This is a genomic window from Chitinophaga sp. CB10, assembly GCA_001870995.2.
Lineage (GTDB): Bacteria > Bacteroidota > Bacteroidia > Chitinophagales > Chitinophagaceae > Chitinophaga.
The window spans coordinates 53,941-79,956 of the sequence record MLAV02000007.1 but is presented as its reverse complement, the minus strand read 5'-3'; the positions used below and the strand labels follow the sequence as shown (position 1 = coordinate 79,956).

At 52.5% G+C, this 26,016-nt stretch carries 28 protein-coding genes; 16 read left to right on the top strand and 12 right to left on the bottom strand.

Going from position 1 to position 26,016, the window contains the following annotated elements; all coding sequences use genetic code 11:
- Nucleotides 1–329: 329 nt before the first annotated feature.
- From BOC67_RS11715 to BOC67_RS11705, 3 genes are all read right to left on the bottom strand, one after another.
- Complete coding sequence (locus BOC67_RS11715) at nt 330–1,070, bottom strand: thioredoxin family protein (protein ID WP_291910472.1); 741 nt, start codon at nt 1,068–1,070, stop codon at nt 330–332.
- 247 nt (nt 1,071–1,317) lie between these two features.
- Nucleotides 1,318–1,755 (bottom strand): GNAT family N-acetyltransferase, encoded by a 438-nt coding sequence (locus tag BOC67_RS11710; RefSeq protein ID WP_291910470.1) that lies wholly within the window; start codon nt 1,753–1,755, stop codon nt 1,318–1,320.
- 122 nt (nt 1,756–1,877) lie between these two features.
- Nucleotides 1,878–2,315 (bottom strand): carboxymuconolactone decarboxylase family protein, encoded by a 438-nt coding sequence (locus BOC67_RS11705; RefSeq protein ID WP_291910467.1) that lies wholly within the window; start codon nt 2,313–2,315, stop codon nt 1,878–1,880.
- Nucleotides 2,316–2,424: 109 nt separating this feature from the next.
- Here BOC67_RS11705 and BOC67_RS11700 point away from each other — a divergent pair, with 109 nt between their 5' ends.
- Nucleotides 2,425–3,891 carry a PLP-dependent aminotransferase family protein gene (locus BOC67_RS11700; protein WP_291910465.1) on the top strand — a complete coding sequence of 489 codons (1,467 nt, stop codon included), beginning with the start codon at nt 2,425–2,427 and terminating at the stop codon, nt 3,889–3,891.
- A 168-nt stretch (nt 3,892–4,059) separates the two neighbouring features.
- Here the strand turns inward: BOC67_RS11700 and BOC67_RS11695 are convergent, their stop codons facing one another.
- Both BOC67_RS11695 and lepB read right to left on the bottom strand, forming a co-directional pair.
- Nucleotides 4,060–4,926 carry a class I SAM-dependent methyltransferase gene (locus BOC67_RS11695; protein ID WP_291910463.1) on the bottom strand — a complete coding sequence of 289 codons (867 nt, stop codon included), beginning with the start codon at nt 4,924–4,926 and terminating at the stop codon, nt 4,060–4,062.
- Nucleotides 4,927–5,016: 90 nt separating this feature from the next.
- Nucleotides 5,017–6,192 carry a signal peptidase I gene (gene lepB, locus BOC67_RS11690; protein ID WP_291910461.1) on the bottom strand — a complete coding sequence of 392 codons (1,176 nt, stop codon included), beginning with the start codon at nt 6,190–6,192 and terminating at the stop codon, nt 5,017–5,019.
- Between the two features lie 140 nt (nt 6,193–6,332).
- On the opposite strand from lepB, the gene BOC67_RS11685 reads away from it, so the two are divergent.
- The 10 genes from BOC67_RS11685 to BOC67_RS11640 all read left to right on the top strand — a co-directional run bounded on the left by BOC67_RS11685 (nt 6,333) and on the right by BOC67_RS11640 (nt 13,557).
- Nucleotides 6,333–6,785: a cold-shock protein gene (locus tag BOC67_RS11685; protein WP_291910459.1), complete on the top strand. Its 453-nt coding sequence runs from the start codon at nt 6,333–6,335 to the stop codon at nt 6,783–6,785.
- Between the two features lie 157 nt (nt 6,786–6,942).
- Nucleotides 6,943–7,407 (top strand): hypothetical protein, encoded by a 465-nt coding sequence (locus BOC67_RS11680; protein ID WP_291910456.1) that lies wholly within the window; start codon nt 6,943–6,945, stop codon nt 7,405–7,407.
- A gap of 90 nt (nt 7,408–7,497) precedes the next feature.
- Nucleotides 7,498–7,953, top strand: coding sequence for a YhcH/YjgK/YiaL family protein (locus tag BOC67_RS11675; protein ID WP_291910454.1), 456 nt, complete (start codon nt 7,498–7,500; stop codon nt 7,951–7,953).
- Nucleotides 7,953–8,435, top strand: coding sequence for a GNAT family N-acetyltransferase (locus BOC67_RS11670; RefSeq protein WP_291910453.1), 483 nt, complete (start codon nt 7,953–7,955; stop codon nt 8,433–8,435). The genes BOC67_RS11675 and BOC67_RS11670 overlap by 1 nt, the downstream gene beginning before the upstream one ends.
- Before the next feature lie 4 nt (nt 8,436–8,439).
- The gene (locus tag BOC67_RS11665; RefSeq protein ID WP_291910450.1) at nt 8,440–8,808 is read left to right on the top strand and encodes a YccF domain-containing protein; all 369 of its coding nucleotides are present in this window, start codon (nt 8,440–8,442) and stop codon (nt 8,806–8,808) included.
- A gap of 146 nt (nt 8,809–8,954) precedes the next feature.
- On the top strand, nt 8,955–9,839 hold the full coding sequence (locus tag BOC67_RS11660; RefSeq protein ID WP_291910448.1) for a DUF4349 domain-containing protein: 885 nt from the start codon (nt 8,955–8,957) through the stop codon (nt 9,837–9,839).
- A gap of 45 nt (nt 9,840–9,884) precedes the next feature.
- Nucleotides 9,885–10,997 (top strand): DUF5009 domain-containing protein, encoded by a 1,113-nt coding sequence (locus tag BOC67_RS11655; protein WP_291910446.1) that lies wholly within the window; start codon nt 9,885–9,887, stop codon nt 10,995–10,997.
- A 4-nt stretch (nt 10,998–11,001) separates the two neighbouring features.
- Nucleotides 11,002–11,532, top strand: a complete 531-nt coding sequence (locus tag BOC67_RS11650) for an RNA 2'-phosphotransferase (RefSeq protein ID WP_291910445.1) — start codon at nt 11,002–11,004, stop codon at nt 11,530–11,532.
- 53 nt (nt 11,533–11,585) lie between these two features.
- On the top strand, nt 11,586–12,350 hold the full coding sequence (gene map / locus BOC67_RS11645) for a type I methionyl aminopeptidase (RefSeq protein ID WP_291910443.1): 765 nt from the start codon (nt 11,586–11,588) through the stop codon (nt 12,348–12,350).
- Between the two features lie 19 nt (nt 12,351–12,369).
- On the top strand, nt 12,370–13,557 hold the full coding sequence (locus tag BOC67_RS11640; protein WP_291910441.1) for a class I SAM-dependent RNA methyltransferase: 1,188 nt from the start codon (nt 12,370–12,372) through the stop codon (nt 13,555–13,557).
- 132 nt (nt 13,558–13,689) lie between these two features.
- On the opposite strand, the gene BOC67_RS11635 is transcribed toward BOC67_RS11640, so the two are convergent.
- Complete coding sequence (locus BOC67_RS11635) at nt 13,690–14,901, bottom strand: glycoside hydrolase family 30 beta sandwich domain-containing protein (RefSeq protein ID WP_291910438.1); 1,212 nt, start codon at nt 14,899–14,901, stop codon at nt 13,690–13,692.
- Nucleotides 14,902–15,350: 449 nt separating this feature from the next.
- Here BOC67_RS11635 and BOC67_RS11630 point away from each other — a divergent pair, with 449 nt between their 5' ends.
- Nucleotides 15,351–15,536 carry a hypothetical protein gene (locus tag BOC67_RS11630; protein ID WP_291910436.1) on the top strand — a complete coding sequence of 62 codons (186 nt, stop codon included), beginning with the start codon at nt 15,351–15,353 and terminating at the stop codon, nt 15,534–15,536.
- A 2-nt stretch (nt 15,537–15,538) separates the two neighbouring features.
- On the opposite strand, the gene BOC67_RS11625 is transcribed toward BOC67_RS11630, so the two are convergent.
- Nucleotides 15,539–16,012, bottom strand: coding sequence for an Lrp/AsnC ligand binding domain-containing protein (locus BOC67_RS11625; protein WP_291910434.1), 474 nt, complete (start codon nt 16,010–16,012; stop codon nt 15,539–15,541).
- A 230-nt stretch (nt 16,013–16,242) separates the two neighbouring features.
- On the opposite strand from BOC67_RS11625, the gene BOC67_RS11620 reads away from it, so the two are divergent.
- Both BOC67_RS11620 and BOC67_RS11615 read left to right on the top strand, forming a co-directional pair.
- Nucleotides 16,243–16,902, top strand: coding sequence for a hypothetical protein (locus tag BOC67_RS11620; RefSeq protein ID WP_291910431.1), 660 nt, complete (start codon nt 16,243–16,245; stop codon nt 16,900–16,902).
- Nucleotides 16,903–17,003: 101 nt separating this feature from the next.
- The gene (locus tag BOC67_RS11615) at nt 17,004–17,231 is read left to right on the top strand and encodes a DUF3820 family protein (protein WP_291910429.1); all 228 of its coding nucleotides are present in this window, start codon (nt 17,004–17,006) and stop codon (nt 17,229–17,231) included.
- Here the strand turns inward: BOC67_RS11615 and BOC67_RS11610 are convergent, their stop codons facing one another.
- Both BOC67_RS11610 and BOC67_RS11605 read right to left on the bottom strand, forming a co-directional pair.
- Complete coding sequence (locus BOC67_RS11610) at nt 17,232–17,702, bottom strand: polymer-forming cytoskeletal protein (RefSeq protein WP_291910427.1); 471 nt, start codon at nt 17,700–17,702, stop codon at nt 17,232–17,234.
- Nucleotides 17,703–17,711: 9 nt separating this feature from the next.
- Nucleotides 17,712–18,839 (bottom strand): ParM/StbA family protein, encoded by a 1,128-nt coding sequence (locus BOC67_RS11605; RefSeq protein WP_291910425.1) that lies wholly within the window; start codon nt 18,837–18,839, stop codon nt 17,712–17,714.
- A gap of 200 nt (nt 18,840–19,039) precedes the next feature.
- Here BOC67_RS11605 and BOC67_RS11600 point away from each other — a divergent pair, with 200 nt between their 5' ends.
- Together BOC67_RS11600 and BOC67_RS11595 are read left to right on the top strand one after the other, a co-directional pair.
- On the top strand, nt 19,040–19,393 hold the full coding sequence (locus BOC67_RS11600) for a hypothetical protein (RefSeq protein WP_291910424.1): 354 nt from the start codon (nt 19,040–19,042) through the stop codon (nt 19,391–19,393).
- Between the two features lie 48 nt (nt 19,394–19,441).
- Nucleotides 19,442–21,301, top strand: coding sequence for a M1 family metallopeptidase (locus BOC67_RS11595; RefSeq protein WP_291910423.1), 1,860 nt, complete (start codon nt 19,442–19,444; stop codon nt 21,299–21,301).
- A gap of 26 nt (nt 21,302–21,327) precedes the next feature.
- Here the strand turns inward: BOC67_RS11595 and BOC67_RS11590 are convergent, their stop codons facing one another.
- The 3 genes from BOC67_RS11590 to BOC67_RS11580 are packed head-to-tail and all read right to left on the bottom strand — an operon-like array spanning nt 21,328 to nt 25,965.
- Nucleotides 21,328–22,350 (bottom strand): DUF4249 family protein, encoded by a 1,023-nt coding sequence (locus BOC67_RS11590; protein ID WP_291910421.1) that lies wholly within the window; start codon nt 22,348–22,350, stop codon nt 21,328–21,330.
- Between the two features lie 2 nt (nt 22,351–22,352).
- Nucleotides 22,353–24,959 carry a carboxypeptidase-like regulatory domain-containing protein gene (locus BOC67_RS11585; protein ID WP_291910420.1) on the bottom strand — a complete coding sequence of 869 codons (2,607 nt, stop codon included), beginning with the start codon at nt 24,957–24,959 and terminating at the stop codon, nt 22,353–22,355.
- Nucleotides 24,960–24,993: 34 nt separating this feature from the next.
- The gene (locus BOC67_RS11580) at nt 24,994–25,965 is read right to left on the bottom strand and encodes a FecR family protein (protein WP_291910419.1); all 972 of its coding nucleotides are present in this window, start codon (nt 25,963–25,965) and stop codon (nt 24,994–24,996) included.
- Between the last annotated feature and the right edge of the window lie 51 nt (nt 25,966–26,016).

Genomic DNA, 26,016 nt, shown 5'->3' with positions numbered 1-26,016 from the left:
ATTGTCGACTTTAACGCCGGTAATCGCTGCATCACAGCATTTGCCTTCGTTTCCTAAACGCAGCCCACTGCCTTACCCCCATATAAATCATTGCGGCAACGCAAACCGCGATGAGGCCCCAGCGTAGGTACCTGGCCGTTGTAATCGGAATACCCAACCCTGCTATCGCGGCAATATAAGCTGCCAGGCATACGGGGCACTTGGGTATAAGCGCCAGGCCTACTCCCGGCATGGCCCATCGGGTAAAGTGGAGAATGCGCCGGAATACAGGCCGGCGCATTTTCTCTGCTTTCTTACAGGAACAGGAATGATGTGTCATAACATCTATTTTAGTGACAGCAATTGCCATTGCCCGTAACGGCAGGCTGTTCCTCATACATGTCGTGGAGCCTCACCCAGCCCATAATGTGATCTCCTTCATTCCGTCCTTTAGGAGCTATGTCCAGGTAATTGAAAGTATTGGTCAATGTTTCCATTCCCCTTGCGTAGGTGGAATAGGTATGGAAAATATCCCCGTTTTCATCCTTGTAAAAAGCGCTGACGCCGGGTTGTTCCTCACCGGCATTCTTTTCCAGCCGGTAATTGTAATATACTCCGCCATTATTGAGTTCTTCCGGCTTAAACGATACCTTATAATCGTAATTGAAATCGCTGTTATAGGAAGATACCCATTTGAATTTCCAGCCCATCCTTTTCTTAAAACGTGCTATTTCCTCCAGCGGCGCGCGGGAAACAACGACGAGGTTGACATCGTGGTTGTAGAGGTGCGGCAGTACCCCGTCGATGCTGTCGGCATTAAAGGAGCAACCTTTACAGCCTTCCTGCCAGCCGGGGCCGAGCATGAAATGTACCACCAGGAGCTGGCTGCGGCCGTCGAAGAGGTCGGAGAGGGTTTCCCTGCCTTCCGGCCCGTCAAAGGAATACGTTTTGGTAACGGCTTCCCATGGGAGGGCCTGTCTTTCGCGGGCTATCTGATCCCGCAGGCGCGTTAGCTCTTTTTCTTTTACCAGCAAAGCTTTGCGGGCAATATCCCATTCGGCTGCCGATACTACTTTATTTTTCGTTTGCATAAGAAATGGATTTTCGAATACAAATATCCGCTTAGTGGCGATAATTCGGGATGGCCGAAAACGTCAAAGTAGGGGTGAATTGCGACGGTGTTTGTGGCGGGGAAAGAAGTTGTAAGGATTGATGTTGGGACTATAGTTGGAGGGTGGACAGGCGCAGCAGGTGGTATTACCTTGCACTAATAAAATAGCATTTTATAACGGCAGCATATTACCATACCTGCTTGTTACGCCGCCACTACCTATCCATTCACAACGGCAGCATGAAATTATGCGCACTAATGTAAAAACCATAGTTAAGATACAAACGATGCGCCGTATGCCTGTCGTGCCCCGATGAAAGCCGCAAACTTTTCAACCCTTGTTTCACCGCCAGCTCCCGGATATGATCCAGCAGCTTGCGCGCATACCCCTGCCCCTGGAATTCCGGCAGCGTTGACAGGTCGTCGATATAAATATGCGGGCCGCCCAGCAGTTTATTGAGCCGCCGGAACCCGGCTATAGCCGCAGCCCGGGAAGGATTGGCCGGATCCGCAATATAAATGAGCATATAGCCGTCTGTTTCCTGCATTTCTTTTACCTGCGGAAGGATGTGCTCCGGTTGCAGCATAGGGCGTAGCGCGAGAATAGCGTCTGTACAGGCAATTATTTGTTCATCTGATTGTGCGTAATGGACTTTGATTGGCATGAGATGGGTAATGTAATTTATGTTGATTGTTGGTACCACAGTGGTTGTGATTATTTTTACAGTGGTTGTGATTGTTTTTAACAAGGCGGACTAACCAGTTTAATCAAACCAAATCATCCACATCAACCAAACTGGTAATTCAACGATATAGCAATCCTGTTCCATACATTAATCTGCGCAACCGCCATCAGTATCTGCGCAGCGCCATCTACGCCGAAATGCTCAATTACCTCCCGGTAGGTGGCATCGCTCAGCCCCTGTTGTCCAATCTGCGTCACTTCCTCCGTCATGGCCAGCAGCGCGCGCTCCGCAGGCGTGTAAAGCTTCGTTTCCCGCCAGGCGTTCAACAGGTAAATCCGCTGTTCCGTTTCGCCGTACTTGCGGGCATCCCTGGTATGCATATCAATACAAAAGGCGCACTGGTTAACCTGGGAAGCCCTGATCTTGATCAGCTCTTTCTGAATGTTAGTCAATTTGGAATCAGCGCCAAATACATCCAGCGCCCGTATGGCTTTTACAGCGTCCGGAAACTGTTCGTGTAAACTAAATCTCTTATCCATCTTATTGATAAATTGATGTCACAAATGTATATTTGAACTGGACTACCCAGGTAGTCCACTTTTGAATTGTCGTGTAGTCCAGGATGGACTGATCGCCTAAATCACCCACATGCTTCCATACAAATCACTCATCCGCATAGACCGTAAAAGCCGCCAACCCATCTATCTCCAGGTAGCGAACAGGTTCATCTCCCTCATCCAGGACGGCCTTATCCGCCCGGGGACGTACCTGCCCGGAAGCAGGATTTTAGCAGAACTATTATCCCTGCACCGCAAGACCATCGTTGCAGCCTACGACGAGCTGGCCAGTCAGGACTGGGTGGCGCCGGTGCCCCGCAAAGGCATGATGGTGGCCTCCAATCTCCCCGAGATAAAACCCCGGACTTTCTCAGGCGCCCGCCATGCCTATGAGCAGGAACCCGCGTTTGCACTGAACGAGATACCCATGCTGCCGCATCCCCGCATCGCAGGCCGGCAAAAAAAGCTGGTCGTAAATGACGGTTTCCCGGATGTGCGGCTCGCCCCACTGGATGAATGGATCCGCGAATGCCGCTCTCTTATCCAGCACCCCGCTTACTATCGCCACCTGGCATTCAGCCCGGCCACAGGCAACGAGCATCTGCGGGCCCAACTGGTGAAGCATTTGTCCGGCACCCGCGGCCTCAATATCATTCCTGAAAATACCATGATCACCCGCGGCGCTCAAATGAGTATCTACCTGGCAGCGGCGCTGCTGATCCACAAAGGGGATTACGTGATCACCGGCAGCCCCAATTATTACTTCGCGGATATGACGTTTGAACAGCTGGGGGCGCAACTCCTTCGCGTGCCGGTGGACAAGGACGGGCTTGATGTAGACGCCGTGGAGCGGCTGTGCAAAAAGAAAAAGATTAAGCTGCTGTATGTCATCAGCCATCATCATCATCCAACCACCGTCACCTTGAGTGCGGAACGCCGCATGAAGCTGCTGGAAATTATCCGCCAATACAACCTCGCGGTCATTGAAGATGATTATGATTACGATTTCTATTACAGCGCCGCGCCCATTGTGCCGCTGGCCAGCGCCGACCATGGCGGGCACGTGATCTACGTAGGGTCGTTCACGAAATCCCTGGGCTTGTCCCTGCGCATAGGCTTTATGATTGCGCCGAAGCATTTCATCGAGCGGGCCGCCGCCTTGCGGAAATTAATGGACCTCGGCGGGGATAATCTCGTGGAAGAGGCGTTGGCTAACATGCTGAAGGAAGGCGTCGTTGCCCGGCATTTGAAGAAAGCGAATAAGGTCTATTGGGAGAGGAGGGATGCCGCCGGCGCTTTATTACAACAACTGGGCAGGCAGGTTACTTTTCAGCTGCCGCAGGGCGGCATGGCCATCTGGTTGAAATTCCAGCCGGAACTGGACCTGCCGCAAATGATAACACAGGCGGCGTCGCTGGGGCTGACGATGAATTTCCCCCACCAGTACTTTTATGGCATGCAGCCGGAGAATGCGATTCGTTTTGGTTTTGCGTCGTTAAACCAGCGGGAGTTAACACAGGCAGTGGGGATTATGGAGAAAGCGATAGGCATGCAATAGGATACCAGGCCTGCGCCTGTTGCAGCCAGCCTCACTGCGCAGCATCAACCTCCACGTTGCCCGCATCACCCCATCCTCCCTCCGCCAGCATCAACCTCCACGTTGCCCGCATCACCCCATCCTCCCTCCGCCAGCTTCAACCTCTTCGTTGCCCGCATCACGCCCGCCTCACTCCGCCAGCTTCAGCCTCCACGTTGCCCGCGTCCGCCGCACCTGCTTCAACTTCTCCCGCTGCGCCGGCGTCAGCGTGGCCAAAAACTGCGGCAGACTGCTGATCGCCCCGTAATCCGGTTGCGCCTCGGCATCTACCTCAAACCCCATCTCTCCAAAGAAGTCCCTGGCCGACTCATAACTGCTGAATTTCTTCTCCTCGATACGATGCGCTTCCAGGAACTGCATCAGCGCGTCGTTACGGTACATCTTGGCCGCCACCTCCGCATCCTCGCGGATGTAGATATCCGCAGTGATCCAATATCCGCCTCGCTGCTGCAATATGCGCCGGATAATTCCACAAAGCTGTTCCTTTTCCGCCGTGTCCAGGTACATGAGCAAGCCTTCGTTAAGGATAGCCACAGGGCCTTGCGGCAGTCGCCCGGTGAGCCGCCGGAAGCTGGCTTCATCCAGCGCGTTCAGGCCTTCTATCTCCAAAACGCCTGGCAGCGGCTCCGGATGCAGCTGCGCAATGAATTGTCTTTTAGAGGCAATGAGGTCAGGCAGGTCCGTATCAATGTAATGGACCGCCGGGTCGGCTGCCATCGCGAGGCCACGAAACGAAAAACCGGCAGATATCTCCACCATATTCTTAATACCCGTAGGCAACAGCAGCTGGTCTATACTGCGGTAGCGCTGTTCAAAATGCACAATCCTGGCCCAGTAACGGGCCGCTTTTTCCGGATCTGCAGGGAAAGGCTCCGGCTCTTGCAGCAGGGCAACGGCTTCCCGGGAATAGGGCAGGGTAGTATGTCCTTTCAGGAACAGCAGTCCTTTCGCGGAAGGACTGATCGTATTGAAATCGCGGTTAGAGGGTGTTTCCATAAATTGTTCCCGGCATTAAAAAAGGCCATTCCTGTACAGCAGAAATGGCCTGGTTTGAATAATATAGCATGTTCCGTAGTATCATGCACGTTATCTGATTGCTTTCATGATGCGGCTCCAGCGAATGCCATCCTTATCATAGCTCATCCAGGTAATCCAGGCTTTGCCCACCACGTGATCTTCCGGGAGGAAGCCCCAGTAGCGGGAGTCGATAGAGTTATGGCGATTGTCGCCCATTACCCAGTAATAATTCATTTTAAACGTATAACTGGTGGCGGGCTGGCCATTGATGATAAAGCTACCATTTTTCACTGTAAAATCATTACCCTCGTATATCTGTATGATGCGCTGGTACAGCGGGAGGTTTTCGGGCGTCAGCTGCACCGTTACGCCTTTGGCAGGTACCACTACCGGCCCGAAGTTATCCTGGTTCCAGTGGAAACGGGTGGTGTCAAAAGGGAACACGGCAGGGTCGGACAGCTCGTCGTTCACAAAAGGCGTGATGGACTTCACGGACGACCAGGTTTTGATCGTGGCCAGGTCCGCCTGGTTGAGGTTGCAGAGGTACAGCCCCGGCTGCCCCGTCGGCGTTGGCTCGTCAATGATACCCATTTCCTTCAGCCGGGCCGGGTTCAGGGCTTCCCCGTCCGTTTGCACCAGGTACTGCATTTCGCTGCCCGGCGCCACAAAGGCGGGCCTGCCATTCACAAACAGCGCTCCCTCGCGGATCTGCAGGGTATCCCCGGGGATGCCCACGCATCTTTTGATGATATTTTCCCGTTTGTCCAGCGGGCGGGGGATGATATGGTAATTGTTCCATACTTCCTGCCGGCCCAGCTGGCGGACCAGCTCATAATAATTCGTATTCTCCTCCACCTCGAGGGCTACCGTATCGCCGGCGGGCAGGTTGAAAACGACAATATCATTTCGTTCGATGGAAGAGAAGCCGGGAAGGCGCTTGTACGGCCATTTTACCAGCGTGCTGTACGAAGGGCTGTACTGCGTGAAAGGCATCTTGTTATGCACCAGCGGCAGCGAGAGCGGCGTAATAGGCAATCGCGGCCCATAGCTGATCTTACTGACAAACAGGTAATCATTGACCAGCAGGGTGCGCTCCATAGAGCCGGAGGGAATACAATAAGCTTCGAATATGAACATCCGGATCAGGGTAGCGGCCACTATAGCGAATATGGCCGCATTCAGCCATTCCCGGAGCAGGGATTTCTTTTTTCCAGGATTTTCATTCCGGCGGCGGAAGAATTTCATACTATAAGAATTTTAAATCTAATATCGGCTAAATATCAATAGCCGGCTCAGAAATTATCCCGGCGGCCGGAAAGGGGTGCTCAATGGCATTTATTTTCTTATCTTCGTAATAACCCATAAATGAAACAGGGATTTTGTATATGGCAAGATCACAGGAAACCTTTAACAAACAAGAATTCGAAAAGAAGAAACAGCAGAAGAAGCAGGAGAAGGCAGAGCGGAGAGAGGAGCGCCAGGCCAAGAGCAACAAGGGCAAGAGCCTGGAGGACATGATGGCTTACCTGGACGAGGATGGTAACCTCACCACCACACCGCCGGACCCGTCAAAAAAGAAAGAAGTCAATCTGGAAGATATACAGATAGGAGTGGCACGTCAGCAGGAGGAAGCGGAGGAACTGGTGCATACTGGCGTGGTAACGTTCTATAACGATGCCAAAGGCTTCGGATTTATTAAAGACAGCCGTAACCACGAAAGCTATTTTGTACACATCAACCAATCGAAAGACCCTCTGAAGGAAAACCTGAAAGTATCCTTCGAGCTGGGCAAAGGCCCCAAAGGCCCGATTGCCGTGAATGTACATGTCATAAAATAGCCCGCTACCGGCGCTTCAATTCCGTCGCCTGCCTGCCGCCACATGCCACCTGCACTGCGGCACTCACATCTCCCTATACCAACCGGAACAACACCAAAACTGTAATTTTCCACCGCATGCCGGCAATAGCCGGTGATAGCGCTATTAATGCCCACGTATGAAAAAAGATTCTGTTACTACGCCTGTAACGGCCTCGCCGTTTTACTTATTCGACCTGGAACTCAGCGAGCATGGAATTGGCTGTCATACCATGCTGGAAGCCTTTCCCGCAGCGGCTTACATTTGTGACATGCATGGCCATGTGCGGATTTTCAATCACCTTGCAGTAAATCTCTTTGGCCGTATGCCCGCCAGCGGTACGGACAAATGGTGTATGAGCCTGAAAACGTTTTCGCCCAACGGCAGGCCATTGCAGCCGGAAGAATATCCCGTTGCCCGCACCATTGAGCAGCAGCGCCCTTATACCGGCAAAGCCATCATCATCGAGAAGCCGGATGGCAGCAGGCGTATGCTGGAAGTAAATACCAGCCTGCTGTACAATCAGCGCCATCAGCCCGTGGCAGTGATGTGCGTGGCCCGGCCGCCGCTGACCTCGAGCGACTGGCTGGCAACAAGCGTCTGAAGAATAAGCGCCGGCAGCGCTGAAAAATTCAATAAAATTTCTCCTTGAGTAAAAAACTAATGTATCTTTCCTGCCTATTTCAAAAGCATTATGATAGTTGATACATTAGATCGTGCAGCACGATACCACGTCCTCGGCGAAAAGTTTGTAAAAGCCTTTGATTACCTGCGCCAGACCGACTTTAACACCGTCCCGAAAGGGAAATATGAAATTGATGGCGCCAACGTTTTTGCCATCGTGAACGAATACGATACCATCCCGGAAGAAGGTGAACAAATGGAAGCCCACCGTAAGTACATCGATGTACAGTACCTCGCAGCAGGAGAGGAAAGAATAGGTCATGATTTCCTGGGAGATAAAATTCCTTCCAAAGCATATGCGGACGCAGAGGATTACATGCTCTTTGCGGACAAGCCCGCCTTCTACACCGTGCTGAAACAGGGCCAGTTCGCGATTTTCTATCCGTCGGACCTCCACATGCCCAATCTGCGTGTAGCCGGCCCCGTAGCTGTTAAAAAAGTAGTGATAAAAATTGCGGTAGACTGATGGCACTGTTGATCAGAGAAATACAACCCGGCGATAATGCAGCATTGGCGGCGATTATACGCAGCGGGATAGAAGAGTTTGGCGTACCGCTGGAAGGCACCGCGCACAGCGATCCTACTACGGACGATTTGTATAACCTGTTTAAAACGCCCGGCTCCAGGTACTTTGTAGCGGAGGAAGATAGCGTCATCCTGGGTGGCGGCGGCATCTACCCGACTGCTGGTTTGCCGGCTGGCTGTGCGGAGTTGGTTCGTTTTTTTCTGGCGCCTGCGGCGAGAAGAAAAGGCCTCGGCGTTAAATTGCTCGTGAGGGCCAGTGAAGCGGCGCAACATGCCGGTTACACATCCCTCTATTTGGAATCATTTCCCGAGATGTCCAGGGCAGTAGCGCTGTATGAACGAAACGGGTTTCAATACCTGCCGGCAGCGCTGGGCAATTCAGGCCATCATGCATGCACCATCTGGATGCTAAAAACACTTTAATAGTATGAGTTTTCTCGGAAACATTATCTGGCTGATCTTCGGTGGCTTTGTGACCGGGATCTGGTATTTTATGGTCGGCCTTGGCTTCTGCATTACCATCATCGGTATCCCGTTCGGGCTGCAGTGCTTCAAGATAGGACTGCTCACCCTCATGCCTTTCGGCAGGAACGTAAGGGAAGCCAACCCGCCAACGGGCTGCGTGTCCACCATTTTCAATATCATCTGGATCTTTGCAGGCGGGATATGGATTGCGCTGGGTCACTTGCTGTTTGGCTTCCTGCTGGCGATTACCATTGTAGGTATCCCGTTTGCCCGGCAGCATTTCAAATTGCTGGCACTAACGTTTGCGCCGTTTGGTAAGGAAGTGTACTAAGGATACATATGCCCGTTAGGCTAGGCACTCCTTAAAGTTTTCAAGTCATAAAAAGCCCGGCACTGCCTGCCGGCTTTCTGTTTTTTTTAACACTTCCACGGGTTACCTCCGCGGCGTTTCCGGTATAAAAGGTAAATCTCTACTTTATGCGAAACGCCGTTCCCCTGTGGGTTTTACCCGCCCTGACCCTTGCTGCCTGTTCCTCCGCAGGCTATGAAAAAAATGCTCCATCCGGCGCTGAAACCGTTTCAGCGGAAGCCGTTACCGCCGCTGCTGATTCCACGTCCTTTGCGGCGGACATCGCGTCGCTGAACAGCGCTTCCCGCAAACGTGTGCGCACAGCGGATGTTAGCTGCCGTGTGCCGGACGTATTCAAAGCCAGCCAGGCCCTGGAGAGAACCGCCAAATCCCTGGATGGGATCGTAGTGGAAAGTAAACAAACCAACGAGGTCTCCCAGGAAAAATACCTGCCTTATTCCAGCGATTCCCTGCGGCATGTGCGTATGTACCATACCGTAGCCAATCTCACCCTGCGCGTGCCCGCCGCCGCTATGGATTCCGTAGTGCAGGTACTCACGCAACAGGCTACCTATATTGATTACAGGACCCTGAAGGATCAGGATAAAACGCTGGATTACCTCGGTAATTCCCTGCGCAATAAAACCGTACAGCATACGGCGAAGGCTGACAGGAATACTTCTTCCGTGGACGCTGCCAGCTATAACCAGCAAAACGCGGATAATACCATCGACCGCCAGCTCAGCAACCTCGCTATTTTGGATGAAGCCAATTACGCTACCATCACCGTAGCCATGGTGCAACCTGCCCGTGCGGATGTGGTCGTGGAAGTAAATCCTGAAGCTATAACCCGCGCCGGATTTGGCACGGAGATGAAAACGGCCGTTATAACGGGAACGGATATACTGAGAAATATACTCCTGTTTTTTGTCAGCATCTGGCCCTTTATTTTATTGGCTGTTGCAGGTTGGATATTGGTAAAGCGTTTCAGGAAAACTTCCGTGCAGGCATAGGAATCCACTCAATTTTATTTAAATTGAGCGGATCATTATCGCCGCATGACTACAACAACCAAACCGCGCTTATTATCGCTGGACTTTTTCCGGGGCCTGACAGTGGCCGCCATGATCATGGTAAATAACCCAGGCAGCTGGTCCTATGTGTATCCGCCGCTGGAACACAGCAAATGGAACGGCTGTACCCCAACAGACCTGATCTTCCCGTTCTTCCTGTTTATCGTTGGCGTATCGGTACCATACGCCATGGGTACTAAAAGGGAGGACCCTGCACAGCATCGTTCATTAATACTACATGCACTGCGCCGCGCTGCAACGCTGATCCTGATCGGGCTTGCGCTGCGACTGATATTCAAATTCGACTTTACGCATTTACGCTTTCCCGGCGTATTACAGCGTATCGGGCTTGTATTCGGTATCATTGCCGTGCTGTATATCAAAACCAGTTTGCGCACGCTGAAATGGATATTTGCAGCGGCGCTGCTGGGCTATTACCTGCTCATGACGGTGGTGCCGGTGCCTGGCTTCGGACCGGCCAACCTGGAGCCGGAAACAAACCTGGGCGCCTGGCTGGACAGGCTCGTGTTTACCACCAACCACCTCTGGGCATCCAGCAAAACCTGGGACCCGGAAGGCTTGCTGGGCACCATCCCGGCCGTTGGTACGGGCATCTTCGGCATCCTCGTAGGGAGCTGGCTGCGCCGCAAGGACGTGGATAACGGCGTAAAGGTCAGCTGGCTTTTTGTGTATGGATTTTTTTCCATCATCCTGGCGCTGATATGGGACTTGTTTTTCCCAATCAATAAATCCCTTTGGACCAGCTCCTTTGTATTGTACACCGGCGGCTGGGCCACGGTAGGCCTGGCAGCCTGCTACTGGCTGATCGATGTGCAGCAACGCACCCGCTACCTTACGCCCATGGTGGCTTTTGGCCGAAATGCTATCACGGCCTACATCCTGTCTGCACTGGTGCCTAAATTAATGAGCCTGATTCCGGCAGGAGGGTTGTCCTTACAGGCATGGCTAAACGAAAAAGTCTGGAACAATATTTTCACACCTTACAACGCTTCCCTGGCGGCGGCACTGTTCCTCGTATTCCTCATCTGGATACCGATGGCAGTGATGTACCGCAGGAATATTATTATTAAGATTTAAAGAGATGGAAGAGAAACAAAAGAAACATATCAGTAAATTTTTGAGCCTGGTACTCCGCCATAAGCCGGAGGAGATTGGGCTGCAACTGGACGAAAGCGGATGGGCTGATGTGGAGGAGCTTATCGCCAAATCGGACATCCGTTTCACGAAAGAAGACCTGTTCGAGATTGTGGCTACGAGCGACAAGCAGCGTTTTGCATTGAATGAGGATAGAACAAAGATACGGGCTAACCAGGGCCATAGTATTGAAGTGGACCTCGGCCTGCCGCCGGCGGTACCGCCGGACTTATTGTATCACGGCACCGCTTCCGATACGGTGGACGTTATCCGGAAAGATGGCATCCAGCGTATGTCCCGCCAGTATGTGCACCTCAGCACGGTAAAGGATACGGCCGTACAGGTGGGCGGCCGCCATGGCAAGCCGGTCATCCTGACGGTGCGTGCCGGCGAGATGCACGCGGACGGCCTGCAGTTCTACCTGTCTGAAAATAAGGTTTGGCTGACCGACTATGTGCCGGCCAAATATATCGACTAGCATATTTTTCGTTAGATTGTGCCCGTTATTGGCAACCTTAAATCACCAGAAAAATGTCCATCACATCTGAAAAGGAATTGGAAGGCATGCGCCGCATCAGTGAGATCGTAGCGACCACACTGAAGGAAATGCGCCTGTACACCAAGCCTGGCATGAGTACCAGGGAAATTGACGAGTACGGCGGAAAGCTGCTGGAGAAGCAGGGCGCCAGGTCGGCCCCGAAGCTGACCTATGGTTTCCCCGGCTATACCTGCATCAGCCTGAACCACGAAATAGCGCACGGCATCCCTGCTGCAAATAAAATTATACAGGAGGGGGACCTGATCAACATAGACGTATCCGCGGAATTCAATGGCTACTGGTCCGATAACGGCGGTTCCTTTGTCGTAGGCCAGGATATCCACGGCTACCAGCCGCTGGTGGAAACTTCCAAAAATATCCTCTACAAGGCCATCCACGCTATTCACGGCGGCGTCAGGATCTGCGATATCGGGAAGCTGATAGAAACGGAGGCCCGCAGGAATGGTTATACGGTGATCCGCAACCTGGGCGGGCATGGCATCGGCAGAGGGCTGCATGAATCTCCCTCCGATATACTGAATTGTTACGACCAGGCGAACCGCGCGCGCTTCAAGCGTTTTGGAGTGGTAGCCATCGAAACGTTCATTTCCACGGCCAGCAATTACGCGAACCAGGAAGCCGACGGCTGGACGCTGGTAGGCAACCGGGGCGGCTTTGTGGCCCAGCACGAGCATACCATCGTGATTACGGAAGGCGCTCCCATCATATTGACCGCTGCCAACGAAATCTGGAATTAATTGGTAATTTGCGGCCATTATGTCTTTATACACCACTAAGGGCGCTATTACGGTTACCTGTAATAAGCGCCTGACACCTTACCTGGAACAGGAGGTGAAAGAGCTGGGCTTTGTGCCGGAAGAAACTTTTGTAACAGGGGTACGCCTGAACGGAACCATTAACGATTGCATCCGCTTAAACCTGAACCTGCGCTGCGCCAGCCAGGTGCTTTACAGCCTGAAAAAATTCGAGGCAGCCAATGCCGATGATATATACCGGGAGCTGAAATCCTACCCGTGGGAAACCCTGCTGAAAGCGGATGGTTACTTCTCCATCACCAGCAACGTCCTCAACGAAACGATCAACAATAGCATGTTTGCGAACCTCCGGGTGAAAGATGCCATTGTGGACCGGCTTCGGGAAAAAACCGGCAAGCGCCCTTCTACCGGGGCGGAGCTGAGCGGCGCGGTGGTAAACCTGTTCTGGAAAAACGAACAGGCGGAAGTTTTCATCGATACCTCGGGGGAGTCGCTGGCACGCCACGGCTACCGCAAGATACCCGGCCGCGCGCCCATGTTGGAAGCGCTGGCTGCCAGTACCATACTCGCCAGCCGGTGGGACAGGAAGTCGCCCTTCATCAATCCCATGTGCGGTTCCGGAACAGTAGCCATAGAAGCGGCGCTCATCGCCACCAACAGCAGGCCTGGCCTGTTTAGGGATAATTATGGGTTTATGCATTTGTTGGGGTACAACGATGAAGCGTACCAGGAGGAGCGGGGGCGCCTGGAGCGGCAAATCATCGATGCGCCGGGCCTGAAGATCATTGCCACGGACCTGAGCGAGCAAGCGGTTACCAATGCCCGCAAGAATGCCAGGGCAGCCGGTGTGGATGACCTCATCGAATTCAGGGTGTGCGATTTTGCCGCTACGCCTGTGCCGCAACCCGGCAGCGGCGTGGTGTTTATGAACCCTGAGTACGGGCTCCGCCTGGGAGAAATTTCCGCGCTGGAAGAAACGTATGCCCGTATAGGCGATTTCATGAAGCAAAAGTGCGGAGGTTACTTCGGGTATATTTTCACCGGTAACCTGGACCTGGCAAAGAAGATAGGGTTAAAGGCCAAGCGCAGGATTGAATTTTACAATAGTACGCTGGACTGCCGTTTGCTGGAATACGAGTTGTACGCAGGTACGCGCGATCCGAGGAAACAGCAGGCAGCTGCGGAATAACAGGTAAACGACGCTTACGGGCGTCGTTTATTTTTACAGGCTATCGCTGTAAAGCAGTATTACGTTCGTCCGTCATCCGGCGGCACAAGCATGCCGGTTTACAAACCGGCTGTTTGCGTATAGCCGTACACGTTAATACGATACCAGCGTGGTTACGCTGGATGCCGGCAGGGTAATCCCAAATGCGCCGCCGCTGATGCCGAAGCTATCTGAAGCAAGGTTGCTGGAAGCGGTGGTGCGGTAACGGTTGAAGCCCGCTACGGTGGCGCCGCTGATAGAGAACGGCTGATAGGTGTCTGTCGTATTGAGATTGACGGCCACCACTACGATTTTGGAACCGCTTTTATAGGCGGTGGTGTACACGTTGGTGGAAGGGTTAGCCGTACAGGATATTTTATTATACCCCGGGCGTACATACCGTGCCCACTGCGCCATCACATAGCCCCTTTTGGTGATGTTGCCACTTTCGTCCATAGGGCCGTAGGACCTCCTGATGTACCACCACACATACATATTATAGCCGGCGTTCATGCAGTCGTGTATTTCCTTTGCCACGCCCAGCGCGTCCGGCCAGCCATTGGCGTCGTTGGTGTTGGTGTAATGTTCCGTCATCCATACTTCCTTGCCGTTGGAGTACACGTAAGGCGTTTTGCCGTAGATATGTCCGCATACAAAGTTTGTTTTGGATTTAGCGGTGGCGTTGCTGAGGTAGGTGTCCAGGAAGGTTTTATCCATATTGAACGGTTCGGGCGCCATCACCGGCGCGCCGAGGTTGCTGCCCTGCGCCGCTACGAAGTCGGCCACCTGGCTGGCCGTCATGGCCATGGACTCATAGGTCACGGAGATGTTGGGCTCATTCACCGGGCTGATGGCCGTTACGCCGCCTACCGTGTTGCAAAAACTGGCGAGGTGGGCAGCATAGGCCGCGTAGGAAGAGGCGTTCAGCTGTCCGCCTACGAGGCTGTTGTTATTTTTCATAGACGCCGGGGCGGTCCATGCCGTAGCCACGACGGCGGCACCGTAAGATTTGGCGGCGTCTATGGTAGGCTTTTCCGCCGCAAAGTCCGCGCTGTTGGGCGATACCCGCACGCGCAGCACACTCAGCCCGATGCCGCTGGAAGGCGAAAAGGCCGTTACGCGCTGGGCGGCCGTCAGGTCGGCGATCCAGCCACGGATACTGGCCCCGCCGAAGCCGCGTATATTCTGCTGGACGACGCTTGCGTCAATGACAGCGGTGGCTTCGGTTCGTGCAAGGGGATCGTTGGAGGCAGCGGGGGAGTCGGCTTTCGTGCAGCTGAAGAGCAATAGGAGGGCTGCAGAACAACCGAGGATAGTTCTGTTCATAACGTAGTTTTTAAGGTTAATAAAACGAGAAAATTTGTATGTAACCGATTACATTCCTAATATAGAAATTGTATTTGACATATTTATCTGAATGGGCCTTTATATTACGCAACCGATTACATTAATTTTCTTCTAAAGGGTAAAGAGGTGATTTTTTGCAGATAATAAAAAAGGATGCCGGCCGGGCATCCTTTTTTAAACATTGTGTAGCGCATATAGCCGCATTGATCCCTGCGGCGCTTTGCCTTGCAAACTAATAACCGCTATGCGTTCTAATAACTTTCTAATAAAATTCTGGCTGCTTTCTAACGATGTTCCCTGGCGGCATACCCTACATTTGCAGCACATTAAAAACTAATACCATGGACTCAGATCCTGCAACACCATTTATTCACCTCCTGTAACCGCAACCCCGCTGGTAGCGCCGGTTGCAGGGCAAAACCAGTTTTATGTTCAAATTCAATTTCTTTCAGCACAAGCCCGTTAACGCCAGCGTTAAAGAAGACTTTGCACCGGAAACACGTCCGGTCATTACCGATGCCAAAGGTGAACAGACCCGGCCCCAGCAGGTACGTCCGTTAGTGTACCGGCCTGTCCGCTTCCTCCGCAGAAGAAGGAACGAAATGATCTGCTAACCCTATAAAGCGGCGCTCACATTGATAGGGCGGGAGAAGCTTTCTTCCAGCGAGATGATGGTTTCTGTCCGCTCTATTCCCTTGATATGCTGTAAATCGTCCTGGAGGATTTTACGTAGCTCGGAGCTGTCCCGGCAGATGATTTCCGCGAACATGCTGTACGCGCCGGTGGTGTAGTTAAGTCTGACAATCTGCGGGACTTTCAGTAACTGTTTGGCCACGGTTTCATACATGGAACTTTTTTCCAGGTAGATGCCAATGAAAGCAAGTACATCATAGCCGATGGCCCGCAGGTTTACCTGCAGCCTGGTGCCCTTGATCACACCCATCTCATGCAGCTTCTTTATACGTACGTGAATGGTACCACCCGATACAAACAGCTTTTTACCCAGCTCCGCATAGGAAATGCTGGCGTCGTTGGACATTTCAGATATGATTTGCAGGTCTAATTTGTCAATATTTAACTGGTGGCTCATTTTTGATAGGCGATTTAGATTTTATCTAAAATTAAGTACTTATTTGCAAAAATATCAAAAAACTGTATTATGTACCAAGAGTTAATTCGTATTAAAATATACCTAATATATCTGCGATGCGGCGCCGGCGACCGCTGACGCAAAACATTTTCACCAGGTGGGTGTTGATTGAATTGGAAGGCCTTTGCACGGCCGCGTATCAAAACACTTCACTGTTTAAATCCATAGATATGTATTTCCTCAAACATCGCGTAGTTGCCGGTATCGCCCTCGCCGTTCTATTCCTCGTCAGCGGTTGCGGCACTGCCGTACACATGACCGGAACCTGGAAAACGCAGCAGGCGCCGGCGCAAGGCTATCATAAAATTCTGGTGGCCAGCCTGTCGTCCAACCTGGGAGCGAAGCAAACCATTGAAACAGACGTAGCGGCGGCGCTGCAGAAAAAAGGCGTGGAAGCCGGCAGGAGCCTGGATATGTTCCCGCCCAACTTCGACCCTAAAAATGAAGTATCCCGCAACGAAATGGCACAGAAGATCCGTGCCGCAGGATATACCGCAGTACTTACTACTTCGCTGATCAATAAAGAATCTGAAACCCGCTATGTGCCCGGCTCCATGATGTATGCGCCGTATCCTGCGTATGGCTGGTATGGTAGTTTCTGGGGCTATTACGGCTATATGTATGGCTCGCTGTACAGTCCGGGTTATTACACCACGGATAAGACCTATTTCCTGGAATCCAACCTGTACGACCTCAATAAAGACGGGGTGCTGATATGGTCCGGACAATCGGAAACCGTCAATCCCAACAGCCTGGCTTCCTTCGGTAAAGCGTTTGCCAAAACGCTTACAGACGCCATACAGAATGCCGGCCTGCTGGATCAGCGATAATGCTTCATTCATTTAAACATAAGAGGCTGACGAAAGCAATGCTTTTGTCAGCCTCTGTTATTTTGCCTGAACTTTCCTTTCTTTGCAAAAAACCTTTGGAGATGGAATCAGCTCAGCCTAATGCGGAATTGTTACAGCAACTTGTTACCATGCGTATGCCTTTCGGTAAATATAAGGACACTATTTTGTGCGACCTTCCCGTGAGCTACCTGGAATGGTTTCAGCGTAAAGGCTTTCCTCCGGGCAAGATGGGCATGCTGCTGGAAACGTTGCTGGTAATAAAGATGAACGGACTCATGTACCTGCTGGACCCGCTCCGTAAAAAGTAATCAGAACCAGGAGGTAGGTTGTTCCTCTTCCGGCACTACTACCTTTGGCTCGGGCTTCGGTTCCGCAGGGGCCTCCGGTTGCAGTGGCTGCACGGGTTTGGCCAGCTCCTGCACGGCCAGCTTATCCTTGCGGGTAACCCCGCCGATATGCGCGCCTACTTCCACTACCAGCTCAAAAGCATTGACGTCTCCCTTTACGTGCGCTGTACGCATGACCTGCGCCTTGTCAGAAACGTAAACGTTGCCATACACCTTTCCATTCAATATCAGCTCTGCAGCAAATACATGACCCTTGATACGGGCGGTTTCACTGATGATTAGTTTGCCGGTGGTTTTTACATCACCTTCCACTGTTCCGTCAATGCGTCCCGGAACGGCAGCGTCAATGCTGCCGTTTACAGTTACAGATGCGGGTATCTGCAACCCTTCCGGCGTAGTCAGGTTTCGGAATAAATGTCGGACGTTTATCATTCAAACAATTTAGAGTTTAATGGTTATATCTTTTTCTTTTGAAGGGATGCTGCCGGCAGGATTCGCGTCCGCGCCGGGGATTGGCGGCGGCGTATTGGTCACCGGTTTATCCTGCTCGAAGTAACTGACGATGGAAGTGGCATTACCGAGGTCCAGTCCTACGCTGCGCTGTGCCTTATTGTCGGAAATGCGCAGGGAGTTGTAGAGGTAACCGATGCTGATCAGCTTCTCCGGCTCCGGCGCTACTTCCACAGGGATGAAATCCTTGAACTCTTCAGCAAATGCGTCTGTGAGTTCTTTATAGTGCGCGCCACCGCCCATGAGATAGATCTTTTCGCAATTCTCAAAATCGAGGTCGGTGAAATATTTACGCATGAGCGGGGATACTACTTCTTTATAGTATTGTTGTAATACCGCCTTCCTCATGTCTTTCAAATCAATGCGTTTGCGGTTGGTGAAAATGGAACCTTTCATAAAGGCGTCATCCACCTGGTGTTCGTTCTTCATTTCCAGGTAATGCTTCTGATTCAGCTCTCTGGTGAGGTTGCCGATGGCATAGCGGATACCGTGGGAACTGAAGCAGGTACGGTGGATCAGGCCATCGCCGGTAGCCATACCGCCTTCGATGGTACCAAAGCCAAAGCTCACGGCAATGAAATTATCCAGGTTAGGCTCGTTCACCGTTTTCTTTAAACCGATGATGCCGGCTACAATTTCCGGGATGATTTCATAGCGTTCGATATCAAACATTCCTTTTTTGAAAGAACCCTTGTTGTTAAAGGTTTGGGTATCGTAATCAATGAGGAAATGCCTTTTGCTGAGAAACTGCTCTGCGGCAGCCTTGTAGATGTTGTAAGTGGAGAAGGGGAAGCCCATGGTGATGGACAGCGGCTGCTGTACTTTATCGATGGTATTGAGCATGGCAGCCTTGAAAAGTATCTCATAGTCTTCTTCCTGCGGAGAGGCATTGGTCACCCTACCCGGATTGATACCCCCTCTTTTCGCCAGGTTACCTACCAGGTACCAGGTGTCATCTTTCTTTATTTTTAATCCGTTCAGTAAATCTTTACTGGAGTTTTCGGTGTTCCCAAAGGCGGTCTCAAACACACTGGGGAAGCTGGTTGTAGATACTTTCATAGTTGTTGTGATAATAACAAAATTTTTGATAATCAGGACAATAGGGGGATGGCATTCAATGAATTTGGGCTAAATTTAGTACAGGGTTTTATATTTTCAAAATCCCCGGCGCCCATAATGATAATATTAACACAAAAGATACCGTTAATGGGTAAACGTCCTTCCCCCTGTACCATGTTCACCATTTAGTACCCAGGCGCATGAAACTTATCTTCGCTGTTTTACTCCTGCTGCCGGTTATCGCCTGCAATAACGGCCGCCGTATTTATTCCGCTCCGGCCATGGGGGCAGAATCCGAGTTTGACCGTGGCCTGCGGCCGGAACGCCGGCCCCAGTACTTATTTGATAAGAAAACGATGAAGGACATGAAAAAGTCAGGAACGGTCAGCGACTATAAAGCGAGACAGAACACACGTCCCACCGGCCCGGTGAAAAGGTCCGGTAGTGTGGCGGATACGTCCGCTTTACCCGGCGACAGCACCAGATCTTCTCTCCCCCCAACCGACAGCCTTAGCACACCGGCAGACAGTACCCATCATCTGATACCGCTTTAATCAGTACTTTTGAAAACCGGGATATTCCTAAAATCCTGCTTTTCAGATATGATCAAAGCCAAGCTGCGACTTTTACTACTCCTGTGCGCCGCCTCCACAGCGGCTACCGCGCAACAACTCTACCTGCCGCTGAACATTCGCCAGGCATACGAAAAAGGTACCCGCGATGCATCCGGGCAACCGGGGCCCCGTTACTGGCAAAACCACGCGTCCTACGATATTGAGGTGGCGTTTAACCCGCAAACGCGGCTGCTGGCCGGTTCGGAGTCCATTTACTACATCAATAACAGCCCCGATACCCTGAAGGAAATCAACCTGAAAGTGCTGGCAAACCTGTACCAGAAAGGGAACGTGCGTGCCATGAATATTGACCGGGAGGACGAGCATGACGGCGTGGCCATCACTGACCTGCGGGTCAACGGCGCCGCTACCAGCGTGCCTGCATTTACCGGCACCAACCTTACGCTGAAAGTGCCTGCCCTCGCGCCGGGCGCCAGCATGCAGCTGCAACTGCACTTTGCCTACACGCTGAATAAAAACTCTCATATCCGCACCGGCGCTATTGACGACGGGGCGTTTTTTATCGCTTACTTCTTTCCCCGTGTAGCCGTGTACGATGACATAAACGGCTGGGATAAAATCCCTTACACGGGGGCAATGGAATTTTATAATGATTTCTCTGAATTTCGTGTAGCCATCACCGTGCCGGGCGATTACCAGGCATGGGCCACGGGCGATCTCGTGAATGCCGCGGAAGTGTACCAGCCCAGGTTCCTCCAACGCATCGCCGCCGCATCGCAGCAGGACGACATCCGGTATATCATTGATTCCACCGACCTTAAAGCCGGCAACATCACCAAAAATAAAACGGCCAACACCTGGCGCTTTGAAGCGAAACATGTGACGGACTTTGCGTTTGCGATCAGCAACCAATACCTCTGGCAATCCGCCAGCGTGGAGGTGGACCCGCAGACCAAACGCAGAACGAGGGTAGACGCCGTGTTTAACCCGCAGCATACGGACTATTATGACGTGGCCCACTTCACCCGCGCCACGGTGGAAAAAATGAGCTATCATTTTCCCCGCTGGCCTTTCCCGTACAGCCATGAAACCGTGTTTGACGGCCTGGATCAGATGGAGTATCCCATGATGGTCAATGACAACCCTGCGCCGGATCGTAAGTACAGCATTGAATTAACGGACCATGAAGTGTTTCATACCATGTTCCCGTTTTATATGGGCACCAACGAAACGCTGTATTCCTGGATGGACGAAGGCTGGGCTACGATCGGGGAATGGCTGATTTCCCCGATGATCGACAGCTCGCTGGTGGATGATTACGGGATGGAAGCCTACAATAAGATTGCCGGGAAGTTCCAGGATTTGCCGGTGATGTCGCCCTCCAATCAACTGACGGATGCGTATATGACTAACAGTTATCCCAAGCCGGCGCTCGGTTACCTGTATGTGAAGGACCTCCTGGGGGACAGCCTTTTCCTGAAGGCGCTGCACCATTACATCCGCACCTGGAACGGGAAACATCCGCAGCCGTACGACTTCTTCAACTGCATGAACGCCGGCGCGGGCCGCAACCTGAACTGGTTCTGGAAAAGCTGTTTTTTTGACAATGGCTATCCTGACCTGGGGCTGGCCCCTGTGCGGGTGTTGAACGGCAATTATGAGATTGTGGTGAAACGCATAGGCAGCAAGCCGGCGCCGGTGGATGTGACGCTGATATTTGAAGACGGTACCACCCAAAAGATGCATCGGGCGATTGATTGCTGGGAGCAGGGGGCGGAATCGGTGAAGTTCAGCATCCCGAAAAAGAAGCGGCTGAAAACCGTTGCGCTGGGAAGCACCTGGGTGGCGGATATTGATCCTTCCAACGACGTCTTTCAACTGAAATAAGGCGGATGATCTGTAGCGGGTAACTGCTACAGATCATCGTAATATAATTTGTACACAACCTGGTTATTACCGCCTACTATTCCCAGTCCTCCCTGGGTGTTGTTACGCAATTGCACGGCCTGTATCAGGCTGTTTAACCCCGGATTGCGTTTTACCTTTTCATAAGTCAGCAGGAAATCGTAATACTCCCGCGTTACGGATTTGATATAGACCAGCACGCGGCCTTTCGGCGCTATGGCTTCGATGGCGCTGGAACTCAGGGCGGTGGCGTTGATATAGAGATTGGTGGTCAGCGGTTTGCCCATTACGTTGAAGAGAATGCTGTTGTAGTTTTCGTTCAACCCGCCGATCTGGTTATTGTCCGCACTTTCGTCCTGGGTGTAGCAGGGGATACGGAGGTAATCGTTGAGGAAGGTCGTATCCTTACTCACTACTACGCCAGGCTTGCCTTTGACGGATTCGTAGAGGTCCTCGTTGGCGGCGATGTTATAACGGACACCATTATACGTAAAAAAGGAATCCACCAGGGCGGATTGTTTGAGGGCTTCCATGACGATGTAGGTGCGCACGCCCGGCTGCCCGAATACGGTGAGGTTGAAACGCAGTACCGGCCGGCCATTCAGCGTGGTGCGAAGCGTATCGGTCAGCTCCACGCGGCAGCTGCCGGGGATGGAGGCATTGGCGGTTACCTCTTTCATGCCGGGAACATCCACCTTCACGCGATAATTTTGTAAGGACTGCAGTTTGGTTTTGCCACTGTACACACTCATGCGATCGGCCGGGTCGGGGTTGTTAATCAGCGTTTCCACGAGCGCCCCGTCCTGGTTCAGGAGTTGCACGCTGGCGTTGGGCACGAGCTCGAAGCCATTGTCTACCCCGTTGGTTACTACCTTGCTTTTCCCGATGCGGACCTGCGGTTTTTCCCCGGCGGTCAGTTCACTATAGATCACCACGCGCGGCGTACCGTTGCCGGGAGGGAGCGGCAGCTCTGTCTGGCAGCCGGCAAGCATTAAAGCTATGATCGCAGTATAATTTATCAAACGCTTCATAATCAGAATTTAAACGTGTAACTCAGGTACGGCAGGGTCCTGAAGATACTGTACTGGTATAACTGTAACGGATATACGGAATCAAAATTGAAATAGGAAAACTGGTCGAAGCTGACGATGAACGGATTGCTCCGGTTGTAGATATTATACACGCCGGCGTTGATGGTATGGCGGTACTTCGTCTTCGTACCCAGGAGGATGGTGGTACCGATATCCAGGTGATGCACGGGCCGGAGCCGGTACCTGTTGAGCCCCACAAAGTAGGGCAGGTAATTCACCTGGTAGGTGGAGAAGGGCGAGTACCGTTCGTCCAGGTAACCATTGATGTTTTTGGCCCAGTCCAGGTCCGGGAAGATTTGTTGCGGCATGGTAAACGGCGCGCCGCTGGCAAACTTCCAGGTAGCGCTGAGGGACCATACGGGCGACAACTGGTATTTGAGCGCCATGGAGAGGTTGTGGCGGCGGTCTTCCTTGTAGGGGTACCTTCTTCCGCCATTGACCCTGTCAAACTGCCGCCAGGCCCAGGACAGCGTATAGGCGAAGATCCCGGTGAACCGGCCGCTGGTTTTTTCCAGCAGGAATTCCGCCCCGTAATTATACCCTTTCCCTGCGATTACTTTCTTTTCCCAGAGGTCAGAATTATCGAAAATATTGAGGACGGTATTGGTGGTCACGATATCGCTCAGGAGTTTGTAATAGCCGTCAACGCTGAGGCGCCAGTCGTTCTGCCATTTCTTTTCGTATGCGAGGCTGTAGGAATAGGAGCGTTCCGGCCTGATTACATCCGTGCTGGGCACCCAGAGGTCCGTAGGGAGATTGATCACGGGGGTGGATAGCTGATGGATGAACTGCGCCATGGCGGCGTAGGAAGCTTCCAGGTATTGATCCTTGCGGAACTTCCAGCGTACCAGCATGCGGGGCTGCGCGGAGGAATAGACGGAGCCTTTTTGCACGAGGCTGCCGAAGTGGAGCCCCGGCCGGATGATCAGGTGTTCGTCCAGCAGGGAAATCTGGTCTTCGGCGTAGAAGTTGACTTCCGACATGTAATATTTAGGGGCGTCCCTTTTGACGGCTTCGCCAGCGGAGACGTTCGTGCGGTAGGAGGTGGGCGCGAAGTTATGGTACGTATAGCCGCCTCCGAAGGAAAGTTTATGGGTATTGTTCAGCGTGTATTCGGTCTCGTTATGGAGGGCGATGTCCCGCACACGGGAAACGCCCACCCCGCGGACGAACAGGGAATCCGAAAGCCCGACGGGGATCACGGAGTTCTGCGAGAAGGTGTTGTGGAACCGGCTGTAGGTCAGCGTGGTATTGGTAAACAGGCGTGGATTGACTACGCTGGTCCATTTCAGGGCGGAGGTGATGTTGCTCCAGGCGAAATTGTAATCGTCGAACAGGAGGATGACGGGGTTATCGCTGGAGATATTCATTTTGTCCTGCCCTTTGTAGAAGCTCAGGTACAGGCGGTTTTTATCGTTCAGCACCTGGTTGACTTTCAGGTTGATGTCGTAAAGGTAATACTTGCCGTAATCGTGCAGGAAGGTTTTCCCATAGAGCATATCCACGAGGGAGCGGCGCAGGGAGAGGGACATGGAGGTGCGGTCCTTTACGATCGGCCCTTCCAGCAGGGCGCTGCCGGAAACGGGGCTGAGCGTGGCTTTGCCGTGCCATTCTTTCATGTCGCCGTCTTTGGTGCGGATGTCGACCACGGAGGAGAGGCGGCCGGCGTATTTAGCCGGGAAGGCGTCTTTATAGAGCGAAACGTCTTTCACGGCGTCCGCGTTGAAGATGGAGAAGAGTCCGAATAAGTGGCCGGTATGGTAGATGGGCACCCCATCGAGGAGGTAGAGGTTTTGATCCGCGCCGCCGCCGCGAATGAGCAGGTTGCTGCTGCTTTCCAGGGAGCTGCCGGCGCCGGGGTAGAACTGCAGCGATTTCAGCACATCCTTTTCCCCGAGGAGGGCGGGGTAGCTGGTGAGATAGGAAACCGGCATGTTGATATAGCCGCCGTGCAGCAGCACGGTGTCTGCAGAACTGGCGTTGATCACTACGGGTTGGAGGCTATGGCGCACGCCCATGTACACATCCAGCTGGCCTTCATCCGGCGGGGGGAGCGGCTGCAGCACGGTTTCGTAGGCCACGTGGGAGAAGACCACCTGGGCGCAGGTATCCGGCACCTGCAGGGTATAGAAGCCGAAGGCGTTGCTGATGGTACCTTTGCGGGTGACGGGGTCGTAGATGGAGGCGCCGATGATGGCTTCATCGCTGTTTTTCTCCTTTACGAATCCGCTGATGGTGTAGTATTGGGTGGCGGATACATCCCGGAGGAGGAAGATCTTTCCGTTTACGGCGGCGATTTCGATGCCGTTGCCCTGGAAGATGGCGCGCAATACGGCGCCGGTGGTATTTTCGGCGCCGCTGAGTTGCACTTTTTTATTAAGGTGAATAAAGTTGGAGCTGTAGGAAACGGGGATGCCCGTTTGTTGGGTGATCTCCTGGATATAGTGGAGGATGGTGCCCTGTAACCTGGCCGGTCTGAAATGCCTGTTAAGGATGCTATCGGGCTGCTGGGCGCTCAGGGGCAGCCATTGGAGCAGCAATAGCAGCAATAAAGTGGTATAAGTCAGGGGCCATGATTGGCAGCTACCTGCGGCTGATGACAAACGTGTCGCCTTCCTGCCTGTAATTGAAGCCCAGCAATAGTTGTAGTTCATGCAATGCATCTTCGCAGGACTGATCGTGGAAGCTGATATTAGCTTTTTGAACAGCAGCTGAATCACGATATGACTCGTCAATCCTGATCTCTTTGCCGTAAAAATCGGCTAATTGCGGCACAATATCAACTAAAGGGGCATCATTAAATTTTAAAGTGCCGGTTTTCCAGGCGAGAAAGTTTATGTCATCGTTATCAGCAGCGATGACCCGTCCTTGCTGGCTTACTCCTTTCAGGCCACTGGTGAGGATCACGCCCTGCTGGTTGCCGGGGTGCGCCAGTTTAACGCGACCTTCGGTCACGATCACGGTGGTTGCTTCCTGTTTGGTTTCTACGGCAAAGGCGGTACCTAATACCTCGATGGTAGATTGGTCAGGCGTTTTTACGAGGAAGGGGTGGGAGGGATCGCCGGTTACTTCGAAGTAGGCTTCCCCGCTGAGTTCCACCACGCGTTTATTATCCTGGTAGTTGTTGCTGTAGCGGATTTCAGCGCCCGGGCGCAGGGTTACTTTGGAGTGGTCATCCAGCTGAAGGTTGCGGATGCGCCCTTCGTTGGCGGCCACTTCCCGGATGTTGCCGGGTTTTTCCAGCATCCACCAGGCGGTTGCGGATAGCAATACGAGGATGGCTGCTGCTGCGGCGTATTTCCAGCGCATGGTTTTAACAGGTCTTTCCGTGGTGGATTGAAGGCGGGTTTCCACATTGTCCCAGGCGCGGCTGGTATTGAATTGCCGTTGCGCCGGGAGTTGATTGCTGCCATTCCAGATTTTGGTCAATGCATCGTATTCAGCCTGGTTAGCGGCTGACGCTTGCAGCCAGCGGGTAAGCTCCAGGTCCTCTTCGGGGGAAATCTGAGCGGACAGTTTTTTTGTGATCAGTTCATATATATTGGTAGGTTCCATATCTACAGTTGCTCTATATTGATAACGCAGGGCAAGCGGCGTACCCTCTAC